A 21,018-nucleotide genomic window follows, 5' to 3' on the forward strand; every position below is an offset into this window, starting at 1 on the left:
AATGAGCGCAGGGAGAGTGGCAATGACTACCGAGAGAGTGGAAACCAGCGCAGAGGCGGTGGCAACGGGGGCAGAGCGGCCGGTAAGCGTCGTCGGCTGGCGCGGACGGATGGACGGGTAGAAGGTAGCTACGAAAGTTACCAAATCACTAAAAATGGGAGCCTGAGGTTGTTCGGGTTGGATAATTCACTACTTTGGGCTCACTATTCAACGCGCCCAATGCTTCAGCCCTTCGCTACAGCTGCCTTTTCCCGCGTCCTGCCTGTGATTCCCACAGGTACAGGTATGGTCACAACAACCCGGTAACCGGGCTGCACCTACCTCTTTCTCTCTAGTTCCTTTTTGAGTTGCAGCCCGAGCCGAGGAAGTCCCCAGCGGATTCCTCCACGCCCGGGCTTTTTCGTGTGTTCTTTTCAAGCTAAGCAGTATGCAGGTTCTAAAATTCGGGGGTACGTCGGTGGCCAATGCGGCCAACATTGCCAAGGTATTGGATATTGTAACGGCCGCGGCCCGGCAGGAAACTACGGTGGTCGTCGTCTCGGCCCTGGGCGGCATCACCGACGCGCTGATTGAGGCCGGTCGCCTGGCCGCCGCCGGCCAGGAAGACTATAAGGAGCGCCTGCGCACCATCGAAAGCCGCCACCTGGATGCGGCCCGGGAGCTGGTGCCCGTCACCAGCCAGAGCAGCGTGCTAAGTTTGGTCAAGACGCACTGCAACGAGCTGGAAGGCATCTGCGACGGGGTATTTTTGCTCGGGGAGCTCAGCGTGCGCACCCTCGATAGGGTGATGAGCTTCGGGGAGCTGCTGGCTTCGCAGCTGGTGGCGGCCAGCCTCAAAGCCCGGCAGGTGCAGCACCAGTGGCAGGACAGCCGCCAGCTGATCCGCACCAATTCCCAGCACGGCTTTGCCACCGTCGACTTTGCCGCTACCAACCAGCTCATCAACGACTTCGTGGCCGGGCAGCCCGAAGCGCTATACATCGTGCCGGGCTTCGTGGCGGCCGATGCCCAGGGCATTACCACCACCCTGGGCCGGGGCGGCTCCGACTACACGGCCGCCATTTTCGCCGGAGCGCTGGGAGCCAGCCGGCTGGAAATCTGGACCGACGTGAGCGGCATGATGACGGCTGACCCGCGCCTGGTGCCCCACGCGAGGCCCATTCCGCGCATTTCTTACCAGGAGGCCATGGAGCTGTCGCACTTCGGGGCCAAGGTGCTTTACCCGCCCACCATTCAGCCGGTGATGAGCCAGGGCATTCCCCTCTGGATCAAGAACACCTTCGCCCCCACTGACCACGGCACCCTGGTCGAGGTGAGTCCGCCGGCCAACAACCACATTGTGCGGGGGCTGTCGAGCATCGGGCAGCTGGCCTTGCTCAGCCTCGAAGGCGGCGGCATGGTGGGCATTCCGGGCTTTTCCAAGCGGCTGTTTGAGGCCCTGGCCCGGGAGAAAATCAACGTGATTCTCATCACCCAGAGTTCTTCGGAGCACTCCATCAGCGTGGCCATCAACAGCCGCGACGCGGCGGCGGCCCAACGCTCGGTGGACGAGGAGTTTGCCTACGAAATAGCCGTGGGCAAAGTGGACCCCCTGCACCTGGAAACCGACCTGGCCATTGTGGCACTGGTGGGCGAGAACATGAAAAACCACACCGGCATCAGCGGCCGAATGTTTGGGGCGCTGGGCAACAACGGGGTCAATATCCGGGCCATTGCCCAGGGCTCGTCGGAGAAGAACATTTCGACCGTTATCCGGGCCCAGGACGTGAAAAAGGCCATCAACGTGCTGCACGAGTCGTTCTTTGAGGCCACCAGCAAGCAGGTGAACCTCTTTGTGGTGGGCGTGGGCAACGTGGGCAGCAAGCTCCTGGAACAGCTCGACCGGCAGCAGGCCTACCTGCAGGAAAAGCTCAAGCTGAACGTGCGCGTGGTGGGCGTGGCCAACAGCCGCACGTTTGCCCTGCACGAGCAGGGCCTGGCGCCCGGCGAGTGGCAGCAGGCCCTAGATAACGGGGAGCCCCTGCACCTACCGACACTGGTAGAAGCCATTCACGCCCGCAACCTGCGCAACGCCGTGTTTGTGGACGTAACGGCCAGCGCCGACGTGGCCCAGGTGTACGGGGCGCTGCTGGAGAAAAGCGTGGCCGTGGTAGCCTGCAACAAGATTGCCTGCGCCTCGGAGTACGTGAACTACGCCCGGCTCAAGTCGCTGGCCCAGGAGTTCAACACCGATTTCCTGTTCGAAACCAACGTGGGGGCCGGCCTGCCCATCATCGGCACCCTGAACGACCTGCTGCGTAGCGGCGACGTGGTGAACCGGATTGAGGCGGTACTCTCGGGCACCCTGAACTTTGTGTTTAACCACTACGACGGCAAGCGGCCCTTCGCCGAGGTGGTGCGCCAGGCCCAGAAGGAAGGCTACACCGAGCCCGACCCCCGCCTCGACCTGAGCGGCACCGACGTGGCCCGCAAAATCCTGATTCTGGCCCGCGAATCGGGGGAGAAGCTGGAGATGGAGCAGATTCACAACGTGTCGTTTCTGCCCGCGTCGTGCATGGAAGGCAGCGTGGAGGACTTCTATGAGCAGCTGGCCGTGCACGAGGACCATTTCCGCAGCCTCTACGACGCGGCGGCGGCCCAGGGCAAAAAGCTCAAGTTTGTGGCCCGCTACGCCGACGGCAAAGCCAGCGTGGGCCTGCAGTCCATAGCCCCCGGCCACGACTTCCACGCCCTGCACGGCAAAGACAACGCGGTACTCTTCTACACCGACCGGTACCCCGAGCAGCCCATGGTTATCAAAGGGGCCGGGGCCGGGGCCGAGGTAACGGCCTCGGGCGTCTTTGCCGACATCATCCGCACGGCCCGGGGGTAGGGGAACGTGTTTTCTTCGGCTGTCATCTTCTTCCGGCTGTCATCCTGAGCAAAGCGAAGGACCTTATGGGAGCAGAACGATTTGCGTAACAACGACTCGTTCCGGCGTGACAAGGTCCTTCGCTTTGCTCAGGATGACAGAATAAACAACATCAGCCCGCGAGATGCTTCGGCAAGCTCAGCATGACCAACGATTTTCAAACGATTCACCTTATGTCTGCTTCCATCACCGTACTGGCTCCGGCCACCGTGGCTAATGTCGTCTGCGGCTTCGACGTGCTGGGCTTTGCCCTCGAGACGCCCACCGATACCATGCACTTGCGCCTGACCGATACGCCGGGCGTGACCATCATCAACGAGGACGACTACAACCTGCCCACCGAGCCCACCCGCAACGTGGCCGGGGCGGCCCTGCTGGCCTTGCTGCGCGAAGCCCCGGCGGGCACCGGCATCGAGGTCCGGATTCAGAAAAGCATCAAGCCCGGCAGCGGCATCGGGAGCAGCGCGGCCAGTGCCGCCGGGGCCGTGGTGGGGGCCAACGAGCTGCTGGGCAACGTGTTTAGCCAGGAAGAGCTGGTGCGCTTTGCCATGTTTGGGGAGGAAGTGGCCTCGGGTGTGCAGCACGCCGACAACATTGCCCCGGCCATCTACGGCGGCGTCACGCTGATTCGGGCCACCGAGCCCACGCTCGACATCGTGACCCTGCCCGCGCCCGAGCTGCACGTGACGGTGGTCCACCCCCAGATTGAAGTGAAGACCTCCGACGCCCGCCAGATTCTCAAGAAAGAAGTCTTGCTCAAGGACGCCATCCGGCAGTGGGGCAACGTGGGCGGCCTGGTGGCGGGCCTGCTCAAGGGCGACTACGACCTGATTGGCCGCTCCCTGGAAGACGTCATCATCGAGCCCGTGCGCAGCATTCTGATTCCGGGCTTTGCGGCCGTGAAGGAGCAGAGCCGGCTGGCCGGGGCTTTGGGCGGGGGTATTTCCGGCTCGGGCCCGTCCATCTTCATGCTCAGCCGCACCGAGGAAACGGCCCAGGCCGTGGCCCGGGTCATGCAGCAGATTTACACCGATTTAGGCATCGATTTTCACACCTACGTCACCCGCATCAGTCCGGCCGGGGTGCGGGTGGTGCCCACCGAACAGCTTCACGCCAATGCAGTACTATAGCCTCAAGCACCAGGCCCCGAACGTCGATTTCCGGGCTGCCACCATTGCCGGCCAGGCCCCCGACGGCGGCTTGTACTTCCCCGAAACCATTCCGCGCTTCTCCCCGGAGCTGCTGGCTTCTCTCAAAACCCTGCCCAAAGCCGAACTGGCGTTGCAGGTGATGCAGCCCTACGTAGGCGCCACGATACCCGCCGCCGAGCTGGCCCGCATCTGCGCCGAAACCGTGGACTTCCCGTTTCCGGTAGTGCCCGTAACCGAGCAGATTGCGGCCCTGGAGCTGTTTCACGGCCCCACGCTGGCATTCAAAGACGTGGGGGCGCGGTTTATGAGCCGCTGTTTGGGCTACTTCTCGCGCCAGCAAACCAAGAAGGTAACCGTGCTGGTGGCGACTTCCGGCGACACCGGCGGGGCCGTGGCCAACGGCTTTCTGGGCGTGGAAGGCGTGGATGTCGTCATTCTGTATCCGTCGGGCAAAGTGAGTCCGGTGCAGGAACGGCAGCTCACGGCCCTGGGCCAGAACATTACGGCCCTGGAAGTGCAGGGCGACTTCGACGACTGCCAGCAGCTGGTGAAGCAGGCCTTCACCGACGCAGCCGTGACCAGCCATTTGACCCTGACTTCGGCTAACTCCATCAACGTGGCCCGGTGGCTGCCCCAGCAGCTGTACTATATCTACGCCTGGCAGCAGTGGCAGCACCCCGAGCCGCCGGTGGTGGCCGTGCCCAGCGGCAACTTCGGCAACCTTTGCGCCGGCCTGCTGGCTTACGTGTCGGGCCTGCCGGTGCGGCACTTCGTGGCCGCCTGCAACGCCAACGACGCGGTGGCCGGCTACTTGCGCACCGGCGACTTTATGGCCAAAGCCGCCGTGCCGACCCTTTCCAACGCCATGGACGTGGGCAACCCCAGCAACTTCACCCGGATTCTGGAGCTCTTTGCCCAGAGCCACGCCACCATCAGCGGGCTGATTCACGGCTGCACGGTGAGCGACGCCACAACCAGCGCCACCATCGAGCAGGTGTACCAGCAGACCGGCTACATGCTGGACCCGCATGGGGCGGTGGCCTTCCATGCCCTGCAGGAATATTTGCAAACCCAACCCGGGCAGCACGGCCTGTTTCTGGAAACGGCCCACCCGGTGAAGTTCCCCGAGGTGGTGGAGCCGCTGATTGGCCAGACCATTGCCTTGCCCGAGGCTTTGCACGAGCTGATGCGGCAGCCCAAGCAAAGCACCGTGCTGGAACCGAGCTACGAGGCGCTACGGGAGTATTTGCTGGCCCGCTAGCGGCCAACTTCCGATTCTTTGCGTTGTTTGCACTACCAAAGCCGGTGGTTGCCGGCCGGTTTGTGTGCCTTGCTTTCCTGCCCCTATGCGCCCTGCTTTCCCCCCGTTATTCGCCGGAATTCTGGCTCTGAGCCTGCTGCTGGCCGGCTGCCGGCCCGACCAGATTGAGCACATCGAAAACGGGAAGCAGATTGCCACGACCCTGGAAAACATGACCGTGAAGCGCATCCTGCCGGCCGACTTCCTGCGGGCCACCCGCTGGGCCGGCGACTCGCTCACGGGCCAGGCCGACCGGGAACTGCGCCGCCTGCTGGCCGAGCAGCTGCACAAAGGCGGGGTAGCCGCGGCTCTGCCCTACTGCCGCCCCGAAGCCTACGCCTCCACCGATTCGCTGGCCCGGGTGCTGCTGGCCACGCCCCGGCGCTTCTCGGCCCGACCCCGTAACCCGCGCAATCAGGCCCCGCTGTCGGCGGCCGAGCTGCAACCCGACACGGCCCGGCTCATCCAGCGGCCCACGGCGGATGTGTTTGCATACCAGCGGCCCATTGTGCTCAGCGATGCGCAGTGCCTGCGCTGCCACGGGGAGGTCGGGAAGGACATTGCCGCGGCCGACTACGCCCTCATTAAGCAGCAGTACCCGCAGGACCAGGCCACCGGCTATAAGCTCGGCGACGTCATGGGCGTGTGGCGGGTGAGCTTTGCCCGCAACGGCATTGCGGAGTTTTACACCATGAAAACCCGCAAGGTGATGAAAGTCCGCAAGCCGCTGTTTTAAGTGCGTAACAAGCTTGTTTACTCCGACTTAACCGCTGCTCATTCACTTTTAGCGACTATTCAGCGGCCGTTGGCCTCAACCTTACTCCGGTGCTGACAGTTGAGGAACCTATGAGCCAAACTTCAGCTACTCCCATCATCATTATCGGGGCCGGAATGGCGGGCCTCACCTGCGCCAACTACCTGCACCGCGCCGGCCGGTCCGTGCTGGTGCTGGAAGCCGCCGACGCCGTGGGCGGGCGGGTCCGCACCGACGTGACGCCCGAGGGCTTCCGCCTCGACCGGGGTTTTCAGGTGCTCCAGACCCGTTATCCGGAAGTGCAGCGCCTGCTGGATTACGGGGCCTTGCGGCTGCGGGCGTTTCGCTCGGGCGCGGCTATCCGCCTGGCCGACGGCCGGCAGACGACCTTGGTCAACCCGCTGGACCAGCCCCTGGCCGCGTTTTCGGCCCTGACTTCGCCCATCGGGACCCTGGCCGACAAGTTCCGGATTCTGGCCCTAGCCAAGCGCGTCAAAACCAGCACCAACCAGGAGTTGCTCGACTTTCCCTCGGCCGACACGCTGACGTACCTGCGCCAGAACGGCTGGAGTGAGCAAATCATCGACTCTTTCTTCCGGCCCTTCTTCGGCGGCGTGTTCCTGGACCGCAGCCTGAGCACGGCCAGCAACTTTTTCGAGTTTGTCTTCAAGCAGTTCGTGGAGGGTGAGGCCGCCATTCCGGCCCTGGGTATGCAGCAGATTCCTGAGCAGCTAGCCGCCCGCCTGCCCGCCGGTAGCGTCCGGCTGAATACGGCCGTGGCCAGCGTGCAAAGCCACGCCGTAGAGCTAACCTCAGGCGAAACCCTGGATGCCGCGGCCGTGGTAGTGGCTACCGATGGCGAGGCGGCGGCCCGGCTGCTGCCCACCTCCCGCCTGAGCTTCCCTACGGCCTGGCGCCGCACCACCTGCACCTATTTTGCCGCCGAGGCCTCGCCGGTGAAGGCCGACAAGCTGCTGCGCCTCAACGCCGCACCCAACACGCTGGCCCACAACGTGGCCTTTCCCAGCCATGTCGCCCCCGATTACGCCCCGGCCGGCCGCACCCTGGTTTCGGTCAGCACCCATGGCAGCCAGGGCTTGACGGAAGAGGAGCTAACCACCTATCTGCGCGAAGACCTAGCCATTTGGTTTGGCCCCGAAGCCCGGCGCTGGCAACACCTGCGCACTTACCACCTGCCCCAGGCTCTGCCGGTGTACCCGGGCGGGCAGCCCCCGCACCAGCCCCTGCAGCTAAGCCAGAACCTCTACCGCTGCGGCGACTACGCGGCTTATCCGTCCCTGAACGCAGCCATGGCCACGGGCCGGGAAGTGGCCGAAGCGCTGCTGGCGTCCTAGCTTTGGGGGTTATAAAAACCGGCCTCGGCACTGCTCCCACTGAGCAAGGCCGGGGCCGGTTTTACTGATAGCGCCGGGGCTAGCGCAGCTCCACGAAAGCCGGGCAGTGGTCGGAGTGAATGACATCGGGCAGCAGGCCGGCGTCGGCAATGCGGGGCTGCAGACTCTGGTCGACGAGCAGGTGGTCGAGGCGCCAGCCCACGTTGCGGGCCCGGGCTCCGGCCCGGAACGTCCACCAGGAGTAGTGGCCGGTGGCGTCGCCGTGGTGGTGGCGAAAGGAGTCCACGAAGCCGTCGGCCAGGAAGTCGGCAAACCAGGCCCGCTCCTCCGGCGTGAAGCCCGGGCTTTTCTGATTGGCCTTGGGGTTGTGCAGGTCAATGTCGCGCTGGCAGCAATTGTAGTCGCCACCAATAACCAGGGGCGGTACGCTGCCCTTGAGCTGCTCGACATAACGCCGGAAAAAGTGCAGCCACTCCACCTTAAAAGCTTGCCGCTCCTCACTGCTCGTGCCCGAGGGCATGTAAACGTTCAGCACCGAGCAGCCGGCAAAATCCAGACGCAAGACCCGGCCTTCCTGGTCGTAGCACTCGGTGCCGCAGCCGTAGGCCACGTGCAGGGGCGGCACTTTGGTAAACGTGGCTACGCCGCTGTAGCCCGGTTTTTGGGCCGGATGCATATAGGCCTGGTAGCCCAGCGCCTCGAAGCCCGCCACATCGAGCGGCGCGGTACCGGCCTTGATTTCCTGCAGGCAGAGCACGTCCGGGTTGGCCTCTTTCACCCAATCGAGCAGTCCTTTGCTCAGGGCCGAGCGGTAGCCATTCACGTTGTAAGTAATGATTTTCACAAAGTAAAAGTAAGGCCGCGGCAGCCCCGGGCCACCGCAGTCGTCCACAATGATTTACCGGTCGGCCAAGCGGCTGACGCGGGCGGCGCCTTCCCGCACCGGTACTTCCCGCAACGCCGCCCGGCCGTCCTCGGCCAGCTTCAGGTAGGTGGCCGTGGCGGCAGTAGGCTGCACCTGCGCGCAGGCCCCGCCCACGCACAACTGCACTTTCTGCCCCGTCGCCTGCCACGGAATCGACACGTACTGGTCGGCCCCAAGCTGGCCCAGTTCTTCGCCATCTACCGTCACGGGCAGCGCCGCTCCGGCCCGGCGCCGGTACACGATAAGGTGGGTGGGCCGCTTCCCCAGGCTAGCTGCCGCCCCAGCCGTGCCCTGGTAGCTTTGGATAAAGCCCGTAACCATACTCAGGGAAAAAGCCTTGCGGGGTGGCCCGGCGCTGAGCAAACCGCTGCCATCGTGCCCAAAGTCGGGGGCAAAGAACATGATATTACTGCCTTTTTGCTCCAGCAAGTAATACTCGCCGTGGTACTTGATGTATACCTGCTGCCCGTCGCAGAACCCCCAGGCGTCTTTTACCTCCACGCGCCGGCCTTCGGGCGTCAGCAGGGCCGGGTCAACGGCCCGCTTGCCCTGCCACTCGGTGTTACGGTAAGCGCGGGCGTCTACCGTCACGTTGCCCGGCTGGTTAGGGGTATTATGCCGAAACTCGTAAAAGCTCCGGTACACGCCCGGCTGCCGCGCCGCCCGCAGATCGGGCGCCGGAGCTGCCACCGGCTGGCGCAGCTGAGCCAAGGTATAAGCCGGGCCCGGCTGGTCCCAGTCGGCCCGGGCCACTTGCTCCAGGCTTTGCTGCAGCAGCGCCGTCAGCAGGAGCGGGCAGGCTTGTTCGGGTTGGGCTACTAGCAGTTGCTGGTCGTTGGCGTAGGTGCGGGCTACTAGGTAATAATTGCTATCCGGGTGCTGCACGTAGTACTCAAGGCCCAGTTCGGCCGCTACGTTCAGCTTGCCCTGGTTGATTGCCGTAGCCCCAAACTCGGTTAGGCGCAGCACAAACTGGGGTGCCGCCGGAGCCGTGGGCAGGGAGCGGCGCAGGAGCGCCATCAGCTCGGCCGCGGGGGGCTGATGCAACACCATCAGACGAAACGGACTCACAATGTTGCGCCGCGCCACGCCCAGCAGCTTGCTCTTGGGCTGCAGGTCGATTACCTCCCGAATGCGCAGGGGCCCCGCTGCGGGCTGCACGCGGCCACCCTGCAGACTGATGGGCATATCCTGGCCCAGTATTTCCTGAGCCCGAGCTTCCGAAGCCGCCAACAGCATCGTTAGACTACTAGCCCAGATGCCGTTTTTCAGACGCCACCAGGTCACTCCTCTTCCTTCATAAAGGCGTCGAAATACTCCAGCATGTGCCACTTGAGCATGCGTTCCTGCTCCTTGAGGTTGGCAAATGGCACGGGCCGCACCAGCCGGTAGTGTGGCCAGCCATCTTCGTCCACGTGGTCCAGCGCATAGTGGCCCGACAGGCTGAAGAGCCGGCAGGTGGCAATGTGCATCAGGTCCTGCTTTTGCTCTTTCGTAAAAGGCCCGGCACCCTGGCCCAACTCCTGCACCCCGATAAGTAGCAGCAGCGCGTTCAGGTCGGGCTTTTTGCCGAATCGGGTGCGCATCTCGTTCATGAGCTGCCACCAGCGGGCCTCAAACTGCGCTTCGGTTTCGTCGGTGTGCAGCGGCATGGCTAGGCGTCGTGGTGGTGCAGCGGCGCCAGCGGGGTGGCTTCCTCCTTCAGAATTTCCCAGTACTCCACGGCCCGGCGGAAGTGCGGAATCACGATGCTGCCCCCAATCAGGTTGGCAATGGCAAACACCTCGTAGATTTCCTCATCATTGATTCCTTCCTCGTGGCACTTGCCCAGGTGGTACTTGATGCAGTCGTCGCAGCGCAACACCATGGAGCAGGCCAAGCCCAGCATTTCCTTGGTTTTTACGTCCAGGGCGCCAGCCTGGTAGGTGTTGGTGTCGAGGTTGAAAAACCGCTTGATGACTTTGTTGTCGGCCGCCATGATTTTCTCATTCATGCGCTGGCGGTACTCATTAAACTCGGTGACTTGGCTCATAGTAGCTTAGTAAGGTCTGGGCTATAAACACGAAAGTAGGCACAAAAGTCGCCTGCCCCCACTCTTACTTGGTCCGCGGTCCGCTAGTCGGCTCATCTACCGTTTTTTACCCCGTCCTTGTCCGGGAAATCCTTACCTTTTACCCGTTATCCAGTATCGTTACCAAGCGTTATTCCTCCGGTTATGCTGCCCGCCTTCCTGGCCGATCTGGCCTCCCTGGTTTTTCCCCAAACCTGCCTGGCCTGCGCCGAGTCCCTGCTGCGGGGCGAAGACCACATCTGCACTCTGTGCCGGGCCCAGCTGCCCTACACCGACTATCATAAGCTGTCTGCCCCGCAAAACCCCTTGGCGCGCCGCTTCTGGGGCAAGGTCCCGCTGCAACATACGCTGAGCTACCTCCGGTTTTTGCGCCGCGGCCGGGTGCAGCATCTCTTGCATCAGCTTAAGTACCAGGGGCAGCGCGAAGTCGGGCTGGTGCTGGGCCGCTGGTACGGCGCCGAGTTGACGACCCAAGGTCTGCAGCCCGGGTTCGACCTGATTGTGCCCGTACCGCTGCACCCGCGTAAGCTGGCCAAGCGCGGCTTCAACCAGTCCGACACCTTTGCTGAAGGGCTGTCCGAAAGTCTGCAAGTGCCCTGGAGCGCCACCGCTCTGCGTCGCCTCGAACACACCGATTCTCAAACTCGCAAAAACCGGTTCCAGCGCTGGCAAAACGTGGCCACCGTCTTTGAAGTAGCCGAGCCCCACACCATTATCGGCCAACACGTGCTGGTCGTCGATGACGTGCTGACCACGGGCGCCACGCTCGAAGCCTGCGCCGTAGCCTTACTGGACGCGGGCTGCCGGGCCGTCAGCATTGCCACCATTGCCTGCGCCGAACACTGACCCCGAAGGGCGTTGGCTTTTACAGCGGGAACGGCAACCCTTCTTGGGTCCAGAGCGGGTCAAAAACACTACCGCCTGATTCGCGGGCAACCAACAAAAAAGGCCACCCTTGCAGGTGGCCTTTCTGTAGAAATCCGGTTGGATTCGTTGCGCAGCTTACTTATTCGAGCCAGCGTTGATCATCGCGCAGCGGAAGCCGATGGCAGCCGTAGCCGAGTCTTCGGCCATGAAGCGACGCGTTCCAGGCGACAGCCAGTAAGCTACGTCCTTCCACGAACCGCCTTTGTAGACGCGCACATGGTCGTCGATCAGCGACTGGTAGTTTTTCTTGTCGTACTTCTCGGAGGGGTCCAGGAAGCCGTTACGACGGAAGGGGTTCAGATCTTCCACGTCTTCAAACGACAGGGGACGGTAGATATCCTGCACCCATTCGTTTACGTTGCCAGCCATGTTATACAGGCCGTAGTCGTTTGGTGGGTAGGCGTATACGTACTCCGTAATCATGGCGCCGTCGTTCAGGCTGCCGGCAATACCGGCGTAGTCGCCGCGGCCGCGCTTGAAGTTGGCCAGGAAAGTACCCATGCTCTTGCCATAGGGGTTCCGCACCTGACGGCCATCCCAGGGGTAGATCCGCTTGTTTTCCTGGTTTTCGTTGCCCACTTCCTGGGTGCCGATCAGAGCCTGAGCAGCGTACTCCCATTCAGCCTCGGTGGGCAGACGGTAGTTGGGTAGGGTGTTACCATTCTCAATAGAGATTTTTACGCCTCCACCGGTATCCGTTCCTTCGGCGGCGTCACCACCTTTTTTCTTGCCGAACAGCCCTTTCTTCTTCGTTGCTGGTTCGCTGCCTTCCCCTGATTCCATAGCCAGGCGCTCGTTTACTTTCGAGGTCCGCCAGGTGCAGTAGTCGTTGGCCTGCAGCCAGCTTACGCCCACCACGGGGAAGTAGCGGAAGCCAGGGTAACGCAAGTAATAGTCGACGTAAGGGTCGTTGAAAGACAGCTCCCGGGCCCACACGGTAGTGTCGGGCAGGGCACGCTGGTAAATTTCCTCCGACGAGTCTTTGCGCACGAAGTGCAGGTATTCCAGCCAGTGGATGTTGGCCACCTCGGCCTCATCCATGTAGAAAGAGGCGATGGTAACCGTCCGCTCGATGTTGTCGTGCGACATGGTCACGTCCTCCTCCTGGGTACCCAGAACCGTACGGCCACCTTCGATAAACACCAAACCGGGACCTTCGGGGATACCCCGGTAGTCGGCCACTTTCATGCCTTCCTCGGTGTTGTACTCAATGCCCGTGGTCGAGCTGTACTTACCGGGCTTGGTAGCTGTGGGCGGCCCACCCTTACAGGAAGCCAGCGCGCAGGCTCCTACGACCGCAAAACGCAGGTACTTGGAAAAATTCATGATCAAGTTGAAACTACCTGAGAGAAAATGATTTAGGAAAGGCAATTTGGATGCAATAATACGAAATTTTAGAACGCTGGGCAAGGAATTGACGGGTAATTACGCCGTTTCAACCGGCGCCAAGCCGCTTCCAGCGAATCGAACTGCCGCAGGCTCAACGATACCTCGTGCGCCCCGCCCAGGTCAGCACTCAGGGCGCTCAGGCTCGCGTCGTAGCTATAACCGAGCCGAAATGCGCCCACGCTGAGCCCGGCAATGGCCGTCAGGATCTGCTGGGGCCGCTCAGAACCCGGTAAGGGCACCCCACGGTAGACGAGGCCCAGCGTGATGGGCGTCAGTACGGCGTAGAGGCCGGCTTCGGCCCGCTGGCTGCCGCCCTGCCGGGTGTAGCTGAGCGTGGGCGAGAGGCTGATTTCGCGGTATTGCTGCTTGACGGTGCTGCGCACGAAGTAATGTTTGTAGCCCCCGTTTAAGTTCAATCGAAGGGGCAGTTTGGCTTGGCTTCGAAATCCCAAATCAGGCTGGTTGAGATGGTGCCCGGCCAGGCCCAGCCAGAACCGCTCCCCGTAGAGCACGATTCCGGTGCCCAGCGTCAGGTAGCTGACCGGGTTGTAGTCCAGCACTTCGGCACTGCTGCCCTGCACGGTACCGTTGTTGTCGATTTGGTCCCCGAACACCAGGTTGTCGTAGCTGATGCGCTGGTTGCCGTAACTGGCCTGGGCGCCGGCACTCAGGCTAAGCTGGGGCGTGAGGCGGGCGTGGTAAGCGTACGTGCCGCCGGCCTCTATCCTAGTGTAGCCAATACTGCCGGTGCGGTCCAGGTTGAGCAGCAGCCCCACGGCGCTGGTCTGGTCCTGGAAGCGGTAGTCGGCGGCTAGCTGGCTGGTTTGGAACGTACCGGCCAGGGTCGGAAACTGGTTACGGTAGCTGAGCGTGAGGCTGTAGTCGTCGAGCAGGCCGGTGAAGGCCGGGTTGGTGTGCAGGCGGGTGGCGTAGGGCTGGGCAAAGTACAAGTCCTGGGCCTGGGCCGAATGGGCCCCGGCCAGGAGGCAGCCCGCTACCAGCACCGAAGCCGCCAGCGGCTGCCACCGCACCTGGGGCAAGCCAATAACCTGAGCCGAAGAAACCTGATACGTCCGCATAAGCAACTTCCTTAACGCGTTAGGTATCTGTTTTCGTACGTGGCCGGCGCCAGCCGCTGGAACTAAACAGTCGAAATTATCCATCTTCTAAGCAAGTGGCGTCCGGCGGGGCCATCCGCGCTATTTCCTTAAATCTACGAGCCCGGGGCCCCGGCGGCGGTAAGTTCTGCACTACTTTTGTCAACAGCTGAGTATACTGCGGCTTGGCTCCGACTCCTTCTTCGTTTTTACTCTTCCTCGTATGCGCAAGTTCTTTTTAGGCTTACTGATCTTTCTGGTCGTGCTGGTGGCGGCCGTGGCCCTAACGCCCATCTTATTTAAGGATAAAATCAAGCAGGCCCTGGACAAGCAGCTCGCCCAGCGCGTGAATGCCAAAGTGGAGTACGACCCGGGCAACGTAAGCCTGAGCTTGTTCCGCACCTTTCCCGACCTGGCCCTGAGCATCGACCAGCTTCGGGTCATTGGCAAGGATTCCTTTGCCCGCGACACCCTGGCTTACCTGCCCGCGTTCCGGGTCGGCATGGACTTGATGAGCGTGGTGCGCGGGGAGAAAATTAAGATTAAGTCCATTGAGCTCGACCAGCCCGATATCAGCGCCAAAGTACTGAAAAGCGGCCGGGCCAACTGGGATATCATGATTTCGGACTCGGCCGCGGCGGCCCAGGGCCAGGATACGAGCCAGGTGAGTTTGGCCATTAAAGGCTGGAAGGTAAACGACGGGCACCTGCGCTACGAGGACCGCACCATCCCGTTCAGCATGGAAATGCGCGGGCTGAACCACTCGGGCTCGGGCGACTTTGCCCAGAACATCTTCGACCTGGTGAGCCAGACCACGGCCGAGCAGCTGTCCATGACCTACGCCGGCACCGAGTACGTCTCGAAAAAGAAGCTGACGGCCGACGTGACCATGGCCATGGACCTGGGCAAGATGCTCTTTACCTTCAAGGACAACAAGGTGCAGCTCAACGACTTTCCGGCCTCGTTCCAGGGTACTATCGGCTTGCCCAACGCCACCGACATTACCTACGACCTGACGTTCAAGGCCCTGGAAACTGACTTCAAGAATATCCTGAGTCTGGTGCCGGGCGTGTATACCGAGCAGTTTAAGGACGTGAAGGCCGAGGGCAAAGTGGCGTTTGACGGCTACTTCAAGGGCGTGCAGAACGAGCTGAAAATGCCCGGCTACGGCGTGAACCTGCAGATCAAGAACGGTATGTTCCAGTATCCGCAGCTGCCCCAGGCTGCCCGCAACATCAACGTGGACATGAACGTGGACAACCCCTCGGGCTTTACCAACAACGTAAAGGTCAACGTGAAGCAGTTTCACCTGGACCTGGGCAAAAATCCCGTGGACGGCAATGTCATTGTGGACGGGCTGGAGCCGATGAAGGTGGATGGCCGCGTGAAAGCCAACGTGGACCTGGCCGAGATGATGAAGGTGTACCCCGTGCAGGACCTGGTGCTGCGCGGTTTGCTGTTTGTGGACGCCACGGCCAAAGGCACGTATTCTAAAACCCAGATGCCGGTGGTGAATGCCAAGATGAACCTGACCAACGGCTACGTGAAGAGCAAGCAATTTCCGGCCCCGATTGAAAACCTGACTTTGAACGGCACGGTGGTCAACGCTACCGGGCAGGTAAACGACACGCGCATCGACATTCCGCAGTTTCGGATGCTGCTCGACGGGGAGCCGCTGGAAGGCCGCGTGGCTGCTCAGAACATCGACAAGCCCATCTTCGACGCCGACATCAAGGGCGTGGTGGATTTGACCAAGCTGACCAAGATTTTCCCCCTGGAAGGCATGACCGTAACGGGCCGCCTCAACGGCAACGTGGCCGCCAAGGGCAAGATGGCCGACATCGAAGCCGGCCGCTACCAGAGCGTGGTGGCCTCGGGTACGGTGAATGCCCAGAACGTAACGTATAAGAGCCCCGACCTGCCCCAGGGCGTGAAGGTGACCAAGGCCACGGCCACGTTTAACAACGACCAGATCGTGCTGCGCGACATGACCGGCTTCGTGGGCTCGTCCGACATTGCCGCCTCGGGCACGATTTCAAACTACATGGGCTACCTCTTTACGCCCGGTCAGAGCCTGCGCGGCAATCTGAACGTGAATTCGCGCCGCTTCAACGTGAACGAGTGGATGGTAGACAACGTGAGCGGTAAGCCCAGCGCCGGTGCTACCACGGCCGCCAAAGCCCCCGCCACGCCCACCCAGGCCGACGGCGTGCTGGAAATCCCGAAGTTCTTCGACCTGACCCTGAACGCCAACGTGGGCCAGGTGGTGTACGACAACCTCAAGCTCGACAACATGAAGGGCGCCTTGGTTGTGCGCGACCAGGCCGTAAACCTCAACGGGCTGACGTTTAATACTCTCGGCGGCAACTTTGCCACCACCGGCAGCTACACCAGCAAGGATTTGGCCCACCCCAAGTTCAACCTGGGCCTCAATATCAAGAACCTCGATTTCCAGAATGCCTTTACCGCCTTCAACTCGGTGAAGAAGCTCGTGCCACTGGCTTCGCAGGTTGAGGGTATTTTCTCGACCAACTTCAACGTGAGCGGGGAAATGGGCCAGGACATGATGCCCGTCTACAGCACGCTCACCGGCAAGGGCCTGTTTGAGGTGGTGCGGGCTGCCGTGGGCGCCTCGCCGGTGCTGAGCAAAATCAGCTCCCTGACCCAGCTGCAGGAGCTCAAGAGCTTTGCCGTGAACAATAAGGACGTGGCCGCTGAGCTTATCAACGGGAACTTCATCGTGAAGCCCTTCGACTTTACCGTGGGCCAGGTGAAAAGCACCCTGGGCGGCTCGTCCAATATCGGTGGGGCCCTGGAGTACGTCATGGCCCTCGACGTGCCCACTGGCCGCGTGGGCAACGCCCTGAATGCCAAGCTCACCCAACTTACCGGCGTGCAGGATATCAAGGGTACGGAGCGCGTGACGCTGGGCCTGAAAATCGGGGGTACGGTAACCTCGCCCCAGGTGGCCCTGACGACCGGCAGCGTGAAGAGTCAGGCCAAGGATGTAGCCAAGAGTTTGGTGCAGAGTGTGGTGCAAAGCAAAGTAGACGACGCCAAGCTGAAGCTGGCCGCCCGCACCCAGGTAGCCCAGGACAGTGCCCGCAAGGAGCTGGACCGCAAACGAGCTGAGCTGGAAGATAAGGCCCGCCAGGAAATTGAGAAGAAGCGCCTCGAAGCCCAGGCCAAGCTCAAAGCCCAAGCCAGCCAGACGCTGGGCAACCTCTTCGGCAAGCCCAAGAAGCCGGCCCCCAAGGACCCCGAACCAGCCCCGACCGACACCACAAAGGGCGGCCAATAAACTTCCCGCTAACCGGGTTTAACCAAAAGCCCCAACCTTCTCCGGGTTGGGGCTTTTGGTTGCGCTACCGAATCATGATTAGTCATAATTGGTAGAACTTTTTTTATGAATATAGAAGATTAGCAAGAGACTTTGCACAAAAACGGACCGATTCTTGTCGAAAACGAAGATGATGAGCTTGCGTACAAACTCGTCATTTCCGCTCTTTTCACTCTTACCTCCTACCGTATGAAGTTTCAACTCCTCCTCCCGCTGGCCGTAGTAGCCGCCCTGGCATTTACCGGCTGCTCCGAAGACAACGACGCGCAAAATCAGGCCAAGCTGGAAGTTCGCCTCACCGATGCCCCCGGCGACTTCAGCCGCGTGAGCCTGGACGTGCAGCAGATTGAGGTGCACCTGAAAGACGAGGCCGACCCCGCCGGCTGGGAGAAGCTGAACTTTACGCCCCAGACGCTCAACATCCTGGATTACGTCAACGGCCGCTCGGCCCTGCTGGTGAGCACTGATTTTGCTCCCGGCGACCTGAAAGAAATCCGCCTGATTCTGGGTTCCAACAACACCGTAACTGCCCGCGACGGGGAAGTATATACCCTCAAAACGCCCAGCGGGCAAACCTCCGGCGTAAAGCTTAAGTTGGACAAGGCCACGCTGCGGGCCGGCGAAACCTACCAGCTGCTGCTCGACTTCGACGTGGCTAAGTCCATCGTAGAGCGGGGCAACTGGAAGCCCGGCAACGACAAGAAAGAGCGGTACCTGCTCAAGCCCGTAGTGCGCCTGGTGGCCCAGGAAATTACCGGCGGCATCTACGGTCAGGTCACGCCCGCCGCGGCCCTGCCCCAGGTGCTGGCCATCCGCTCGTCTTTGACGCCGGCCGATACCTTCAGCACCAACGCCGACGCCACCGGGGCTTACCGTTTGCAGGGTTTGCCCTCGGGTACTTACCGCCTGGAGTATTTCCCTACGACTACGGCCCCGACCAACCAGCCTGCTTATCACTCGGCAGTGCGTACTGGCGTGGTGGTAGTGAACAACCAGCTCACCAACGTCCCGACGGTAGGTTTGGCTGACTAAACTGCTGATCTTGGTTTTTTCCTATGCGCCAGGGCCCGGCTTACACAAGCCGGGCCTTTTGCTTCAGCACCCCAACGGGCTTGCGTAGTTCTAGGATTGATATTTTTGCCGATGGCAAATGTTACTGCGGGGTTGACGACTAAAGCACATAGTAGTATAGGGTTTTCCCAATATGGGAATAGTACCACAGCTTATCCTTCCATTGTTATATTGTTCAAAAACAGCATTATATGAAAATATTTACACTACTCTATAGTTAGATAATGGCTGTAATTTTCTAGGTTTGAGCCGGCAAAATCTAACCTCACCTGTTCACCACCGTTTTTTTTCTATGAAGACCAATCTACTCCTTTCCGGCCTGCTCAGCGCCGGAGTACTGCTGACCGGCTGCGAAGACGCGCTGAAAGACGTAGCTGTTTCCGCTCAGTCTTCGACGCAGGATGCCAAAAAGACCCCGGTAGCAATAACGTATTTCGCCGTCAACATTGACCTGCAACGGGTGGACGTAAGCCAGGACGCTGACGAAAACACCAGCAACTGGGCTACGCTGCGGGATGTAGCCGCTGGCAAGCGTGACCTGCTCAAATCCGGTACTGCTGCTTCTCCCCTGTTCGTCACGGCGGGCTTTCAGGCCGGCACCGTAAAGCAGCTGCGTCTGGTACTCGGCTCGGCCAGCACCATCACGCTTAACAACGGCCGCACGGTGGCTCTGGATACGCCCAGCGGCGAACAGTCGGGCCTGAAGGTGAAGGTAAACCGCCCCGTAAACGGCGGCTCGAGCTACGCAGTTCTGGTTACCATTGACCCCAACTGGCAGGTAGTAGCCCGCGGTAACGGCACTTATGGCCTAAAGCCCGTATTGGAAGGCAACGTCATCCAAACACTGGGTGGCAATGGTGATGAGGGCGAGGCCCGGACGCACCGCGAGGTTACCAGCCACCAGATCCAGTAAGCTCTGGCCACTCGTTAAGCTTACATAAAAAGCCCCTCACCTACCAAGGCGAGGGGCTTTTTGCTGCTCGGCAAGCTTAGGCTAGGGCCGCTAGCAAGGCCAGTAGCTCACGCTGAGTACTCTGGGTTTTGTCTTTGGCGTACCAGCCGTGGAGCTGGGTGCTAAACTCCTCAAAGGGCAGATTCTGGCTTTTCAGGTCCAGGAACATGCGCTGAGCCGGCTCCGGCCGCGGGCCCCAGTGGGTTACTTCAGTTAGAGTTTCGGCATCGAGCACCACCAGCTTGGGTATGGAGCGCCCACCGTTGGTCAGGTACTGGTCCATCAAATCCAGGTTGTCGTCGCGCAGCAGATAGTGGGTGCTGATGGTGCCGCCCGACGCCTGGGCCACAGCCTCCAGCACGGGCACAATCTGGGCCGCGTCGCCGCACCAGCCCTCGGTGATGATCAGCCACGCGTAGCGCCGGGGCAGGGCCGCCACGGCCGCCTGCAACTCGGGTAGCAGGTGAATGGTTTTGTCGAGGCGCCCCATGCGCTGCACGTTGAGCCGGGTGTAGTTGGTCAGCAGCTCCGACTGTTGCGGGCCGGTGGTTTTGCCTTCGGCCTGCAACTCGTCAATCAGCTGGCGGTAAGCAGGATAGGAGTAGCTGGCGGCCAGGCGCTCAGGAGTCAGGACGGGAGTTGCCATATCGGAGGAGAGAATGGAAAGGGAATGGCGTATAACCAGCAAAAAGCCCTTCGGTTTGGAAACCAAAGGGCTACGCACCAGCCGCTGGGCTAGTTGCTTACAGGCTTACCTGGTCTTTACCGGCCGCCGACAGCTCCCGGCAGTAGGTAATGAAGTCGGTATTGATGGGTTCCAGGCCATTCTCGCGCAGGCGGGTAGCTACCTGGGCCCGGTGGTAGTTGGCGTGCACCGGCACGTGGGTGAAGATGTCGGACACTTGGCTGGTGTAGGAGTCGCCTACGGAGTTGGTGTACGAAATCAGGCGGTTCAGCTCGGCTTCGTCGGCGGTGCGAATGAGCTGGTGCAGGTGCTCGGAGGTTTGCTCGTGGAGCTGGTGCAAGCCGGCCAAATCGTGCTCCTGCCACACTTTCACCGGGCTTTTGGTACCGGAGAGGCGGGCAATCCAGATGGCCTGGGCGTTGAGCACGTGGCTGAAGAGGCGCAGGCACACGGCCGGAATTTCCTGACCCGCGGCTACTAAGCCGTCGAGGTGGCGCAGCAGGGTTTCGTTAGCCCACACGTTGTAGGCCCCCAGCTTTTCGTTGGTGTTAATCATGGTGGTAAAAAGGTAAATGCAAAGGCGGAAAAAGCGGCGCGGCAGCCCGCGGCCATTCAGTTAGCGGGGGTCTCGCCAAACCAGGGTTTCCCCGGTTTTGTTTTTGTCAAAGTCGGGGCACTGTCCATCCCCGCGCCCAGTTAGGCCGCCTTCGGGGTGGCAGAGCATCTTGCCTTGCTGGTTGTAGAGGTTGGAAAACTGGTCGCAGCAGCCCAGCGTTTCGTAGTACACTACCTGCCCCTTGTAGCTGTAGCGCGTAATCTGGACGGCCGGGTTTTGCTTGGGCTCGGCCAAATGGTACTGAATCCGGTCGGCCAACCACTTGGGCCGGGCCGTGGTATCGAAGGCCGCCGTAGCGGAGGCCCGCAGGTCGGTGGTGTTGGCGCTGGTCGGGTTGGGCGTGTCGTTGCCGTTTACGCTGCCGCTCACGGGCGGGTCAGTCGGCGTATTGACCGATACGCCGCGGTTGCAGGCCGTACTCAGCAGGGCGGCAAGGGAAGCGGCGGCAACAAACAGGGGCAAACGCATGGCACA

The 21,018-nt window shown here is 61.4% G+C and carries 18 protein-coding genes; 9 read left to right on the top strand and 9 right to left on the bottom strand.

The genetic code is table 11. From position 1 onward, the window contains the following. The first annotated feature begins 427 nt into the window (after positions 1–427). The 5 genes from thrA (at position 428) to CLV45_RS17260 (ending at position 7,471) form a co-directional block, all read left to right on the top strand. Complete coding sequence (gene thrA, locus CLV45_RS17240) at positions 428–2,872, top strand: bifunctional aspartate kinase/homoserine dehydrogenase I (RefSeq protein ID WP_100337729.1); 2,445 nt, start codon at positions 428–430, stop codon at positions 2,870–2,872. 212 nt (positions 2,873–3,084) lie between these two features. Continuing rightward, on the top strand, positions 3,085–4,041 hold the full coding sequence (locus tag CLV45_RS17245) for a homoserine kinase (protein ID WP_100338242.1): 957 nt from the start codon (positions 3,085–3,087) through the stop codon (positions 4,039–4,041). Continuing rightward, positions 4,028–5,323 (top strand): threonine synthase, encoded by a 1,296-nt coding sequence (thrC, locus tag CLV45_RS17250; protein ID WP_100337730.1) that lies wholly within the window; start codon positions 4,028–4,030, stop codon positions 5,321–5,323. The genes CLV45_RS17245 and thrC overlap by 14 nt, the downstream gene beginning before the upstream one ends. A gap of 85 nt (positions 5,324–5,408) precedes the next feature. Continuing rightward, positions 5,409–6,098 (top strand): Tll0287-like domain-containing protein, encoded by a 690-nt coding sequence (locus CLV45_RS17255; protein WP_100337731.1) that lies wholly within the window; start codon positions 5,409–5,411, stop codon positions 6,096–6,098. 110 nt (positions 6,099–6,208) lie between these two features. Then, on the top strand, positions 6,209–7,471 hold the full coding sequence (locus CLV45_RS17260; RefSeq protein ID WP_157807609.1) for a protoporphyrinogen/coproporphyrinogen oxidase: 1,263 nt from the start codon (positions 6,209–6,211) through the stop codon (positions 7,469–7,471). A gap of 79 nt (positions 7,472–7,550) precedes the next feature. Here CLV45_RS17260 and CLV45_RS17265 read toward each other — a convergent pair whose 3' ends face one another. The 4 genes from CLV45_RS17265 to CLV45_RS17280 all read right to left on the bottom strand — a co-directional run bounded on the left by CLV45_RS17265 (position 7,551) and on the right by CLV45_RS17280 (position 10,428). After that, complete coding sequence (locus CLV45_RS17265; protein WP_100337732.1) at positions 7,551–8,315, bottom strand: exodeoxyribonuclease III; 765 nt, start codon at positions 8,313–8,315, stop codon at positions 7,551–7,553. 54 nt (positions 8,316–8,369) lie between these two features. Beyond that, on the bottom strand, positions 8,370–9,584 hold the full coding sequence (locus tag CLV45_RS17270; RefSeq protein ID WP_157807610.1) for a hypothetical protein: 1,215 nt from the start codon (positions 9,582–9,584) through the stop codon (positions 8,370–8,372). Positions 9,585–9,679: 95 nt separating this feature from the next. Continuing rightward, on the bottom strand, positions 9,680–10,048 hold the full coding sequence (locus tag CLV45_RS17275; RefSeq protein ID WP_100337734.1) for a hypothetical protein: 369 nt from the start codon (positions 10,046–10,048) through the stop codon (positions 9,680–9,682). A gap of 2 nt (positions 10,049–10,050) precedes the next feature. Then, positions 10,051–10,428 (bottom strand): carboxymuconolactone decarboxylase family protein, encoded by a 378-nt coding sequence (locus CLV45_RS17280; RefSeq protein WP_100337735.1) that lies wholly within the window; start codon positions 10,426–10,428, stop codon positions 10,051–10,053. Between the two features lie 183 nt (positions 10,429–10,611). On the opposite strand from CLV45_RS17280, the gene CLV45_RS17285 reads away from it, so the two are divergent. Then, a complete protein-coding gene (locus CLV45_RS17285) occupies positions 10,612–11,313 on the top strand; it encodes a ComF family protein (protein WP_100337736.1) in 702 nt (233 codons plus the stop codon). Positions 11,314–11,469: 156 nt separating this feature from the next. Here the strand turns inward: CLV45_RS17285 and CLV45_RS17290 are convergent, their stop codons facing one another. Then, positions 11,470–12,720 carry an SUMF1/EgtB/PvdO family nonheme iron enzyme gene (locus CLV45_RS17290; protein ID WP_211289964.1) on the bottom strand — a complete coding sequence of 417 codons (1,251 nt, stop codon included), beginning with the start codon at positions 12,718–12,720 and terminating at the stop codon, positions 11,470–11,472. Between the two features lie 68 nt (positions 12,721–12,788). Beyond that, on the bottom strand, positions 12,789–13,862 hold the full coding sequence (locus tag CLV45_RS17295; protein WP_157807611.1) for a PorP/SprF family type IX secretion system membrane protein: 1,074 nt from the start codon (positions 13,860–13,862) through the stop codon (positions 12,789–12,791). A gap of 241 nt (positions 13,863–14,103) precedes the next feature. On the opposite strand from CLV45_RS17295, the gene CLV45_RS17300 reads away from it, so the two are divergent. The 3 genes from CLV45_RS17300 (at position 14,104) to CLV45_RS17310 (ending at position 19,204) form a co-directional block, all read left to right on the top strand. Beyond that, positions 14,104–17,181 (top strand): AsmA family protein, encoded by a 3,078-nt coding sequence (locus CLV45_RS17300; protein WP_100337738.1) that lies wholly within the window; start codon positions 14,104–14,106, stop codon positions 17,179–17,181. A gap of 228 nt (positions 17,182–17,409) precedes the next feature. Beyond that, complete coding sequence (locus CLV45_RS17305; RefSeq protein WP_100337739.1) at positions 17,410–18,252, top strand: DUF4382 domain-containing protein; 843 nt, start codon at positions 17,410–17,412, stop codon at positions 18,250–18,252. Between the two features lie 331 nt (positions 18,253–18,583). Then, positions 18,584–19,204 (top strand): DUF4382 domain-containing protein, encoded by a 621-nt coding sequence (locus CLV45_RS17310; protein WP_100337740.1) that lies wholly within the window; start codon positions 18,584–18,586, stop codon positions 19,202–19,204. Between the two features lie 76 nt (positions 19,205–19,280). Here the strand turns inward: CLV45_RS17310 and CLV45_RS17315 are convergent, their stop codons facing one another. From CLV45_RS17315 to CLV45_RS17325, 3 genes are all read right to left on the bottom strand, one after another. Continuing rightward, a complete protein-coding gene (locus tag CLV45_RS17315) occupies positions 19,281–19,889 on the bottom strand; it encodes a thioredoxin family protein (RefSeq protein WP_100337741.1) in 609 nt (202 codons plus the stop codon). 97 nt (positions 19,890–19,986) lie between these two features. Further along, complete coding sequence (locus CLV45_RS17320) at positions 19,987–20,484, bottom strand: DinB family protein (RefSeq protein ID WP_100337742.1); 498 nt, start codon at positions 20,482–20,484, stop codon at positions 19,987–19,989. 60 nt (positions 20,485–20,544) lie between these two features. Then, positions 20,545–21,012, bottom strand: a complete 468-nt coding sequence (locus tag CLV45_RS17325) for a DUF6970 domain-containing protein (protein WP_100337743.1) — start codon at positions 21,010–21,012, stop codon at positions 20,545–20,547. Between the last annotated feature and the right edge of the window lie 6 nt (positions 21,013–21,018).

This window comes from Hymenobacter chitinivorans DSM 11115, from assembly GCF_002797555.1.
Classification (GTDB): domain Bacteria; phylum Bacteroidota; class Bacteroidia; order Cytophagales; family Hymenobacteraceae; genus Hymenobacter; species Hymenobacter chitinivorans.